2 protein-coding genes and 1 tRNA gene are annotated in these 2,374 nt (G+C 69.3%); all 3 read right to left on the bottom strand.

All coding sequences use genetic code 11. From position 1 onward, the window contains the following. Positions 1-418: lysozyme (locus AC2W7C_RS16850; protein WP_486002409.1), on the bottom strand; the 418-nt coding region annotated here is incomplete at its 3' end. A 73-nt stretch (positions 419-491) separates the two neighbouring features. After that, positions 492-1,715: a magnesium transporter gene (gene mgtE / locus AC2W7C_RS16845; RefSeq protein ID WP_486002410.1), complete on the bottom strand. Its 1,224-nt coding sequence runs from the start codon at positions 1,713-1,715 to the stop codon at positions 492-494. A 250-nt stretch (positions 1,716-1,965) separates the two neighbouring features. Further along, a tRNA-Leu gene (locus tag AC2W7C_RS16840) sits at positions 1,966-2,050 on the bottom strand. Positions 2,051-2,374: the final 324 nt, after the last annotated feature.

The raw sequence follows: 2,374 nt of genomic DNA, 5'->3' as shown, positions 1-2,374 counted from the left end.
CGCGGCCGGACGCAGCGCCGAATCCGGAGCCGCGGCCTCGGGGCCATCCGATCAGGGCGTCGGCCGCCTCGCCGGCGTGTCCGTCGTTCAGCCGGCGCAGGACGTCCGAGGCCAGGAATCGGGCCACGCCCACCGACACGGCGAAGCTGGCCAGGGCGTCGAACTGGTGCTGGTTCAGGGGGACGGAGACGTCCTCGTTCAGGGCCTTCACGACCGGCATCAGATCGTACTGCAGCAGCAGTTCGGCGTCCTGCTCGCCCACGGTCGCGCCTTCGCGCGCGGAGGCGGTGTGCCCGTAGCCGATCACCCAGCCGCCGGCCTCATCCCGGACCGCGCGCGGCCGGAAGCCCTCGAAGCTCTTGATGAGCACGATCCCCTCGCGGGAGACCTTCAGACGAGACCTGGTCGTGTCGGACACCGGTTTGACCCAAATCGAGACGGAAGCGCTCGCTCGCCGGGGGAACCAGCAAGCCCCGCGCCGGTCCGTCGCCCTAGAGCAGGACGGCGGTGGCCAGGCCCAGGAAGATCAGGAAACCGAAGAAATCGGTCGTCGCCGTGACGAAGACCGCAGAAGACACGGCCGGATCGAATTTCAGCCGCGACAGCGTCAGGGGCGTCAGCACTCCCACGGTCGCGGCGACCATCAGGTTCAGGACCATCGAGGCCGCGATCACCGCTCCGATCCGCCAGTCCTGCGACCACAGGCCCGCCGCGATCCCGATCAGGGGCGCCAGCACCAGGCCGTTGGCCAGGCCCACCGCCAGCTCGCGCCAGAAGGTGCGCGGGGCGTTGGAGCTGTTCAACTCGCGCGTCGCCAGCGCCCGCACCGTCACTGTCAGGGCCTGGGTGCCGGCGTTGCCGCCGATGGCCGAGACGATGGGCATCAGCACCGCCAGGGCGACGATCTGCTGGATGGTGCCGCCGAAGAAGGAGATGACGCTGGCGCCCAGGACCGCCGTGGCCAGGTTGATCGCCAGCCAGGGCACGCGGCCGCGCACGATCTCGGGCACGGACGAACCCCGATCCTCGTCGGCCACGCCGGCCAGGCGCAGGATGTCCTCGCGGTTCTCTTCCTGAATGATGTTGACGATGTCATCGACGGTGATCTGGCCCACGAGCCGGCCCGCCGAGTCGATCACGGGCGCCGAGATCAGGTGGTATTTCTCGAAGATGTAGGCGACCTCTTCCTGGTCCTGATCGACGGTGATCTCGTTGACCGGGTCCATGATCTCGCTGAGCGGCGTCTTGCGCGGCGCGCGCAGCAGCCGGCTGATGGCCACCCCGCCGATCGGCTTGTTCAGCGGATCGACCACATAGACGTCGAAGAACAGCTCGGGCAGGTCCTCGCCCTGGGCCCGGACGTGGTCGATGGTGTCGCCTACGTTCCAGAACTGGGGCGCGGCCATCACCTCGCGCTGCATCAGGCGGCCGGCCGAGTCCTCGGCATAGCCCAGCGAGCTCTCGATCGCGGCGCGGTCGACCTCGGGCATGGCCGCCAGCACCTTCTCGCGCTGATCGTCCTCCAGATCCTCGACGACCGCCGCGGCGTCGTCGGAGTCCAGCTCTTGCAGGGCCTCGGCCAGGGTGCCGTGCGGCACCCGTTCCAGCACCTCTTCCCGAATGCCGTCGTCCAGCTCAGGCAGGGTTTCGGCCAGAAGGTCCGGCGGCAGCCACAGGGTGACCACCGCCCGATGCTCGGCGGTCAGGAAACCCATCAGGTCGGCGACGTCGGCGGGGTGCAGGTCTTCCAGCAGCGAGCGCAAGCGCAGGCCGTCGCCGTCGTCGGCGGCGTCGACCACCTTCTCCACGAACGACGCGGTGAGGACGTAGTCCTCGTCTAGCGCGGCGTGGTCGATGTCCTCGTCCTGGGCAGACGGCAGGGAGGCGGTTGCAGCGGTGCTCACGCGTCGGCCTCCCTGTCTGTCAGATCAGCATCAAGCCGATGATTCGCCCTTAAAATAACGATGGTGCGGTCGAGAAGACTCGAACTTCCACGGGTTGCCCCACAGCGACCTCAACGCTGCGCGTCTACCAATTCCGCCACGACCGCTCGCATCGGAGCGGGGGCGATAGCGGAAGTCGCGGGGAAAGGGAAGGGGCGACCGTTCGCGTCGGGCGGCGCGGGACGTCCGCGGGCGGGGAACCGCCCGGGGGCGTAGCCGGAACTGCGTTCGGCACGGGACGTTTGAACCCCGACGGGGCGGCAGACGCAAGGATGGCGACAATGAAGACGATCGTACCGGCCGCCGGCGCCCTGATGCTGGCCCTGGCGGTTCCGACGATGGCCGATGCGCAGGATCGCGGCGGCGGACGGGGGCATGGACAGGAACGCGGCGGCGGGGAAGATCGCGGCGGCGGCCAGGACCGGCGGGGC

It is taken from the genome of Brevundimonas sp. CURTG3B2_SDJG, from assembly GCF_057364705.1.
Note: the sequence above shows the minus strand (reverse complement) of the source record. Positions and strands in the feature narration are given on the sequence as shown.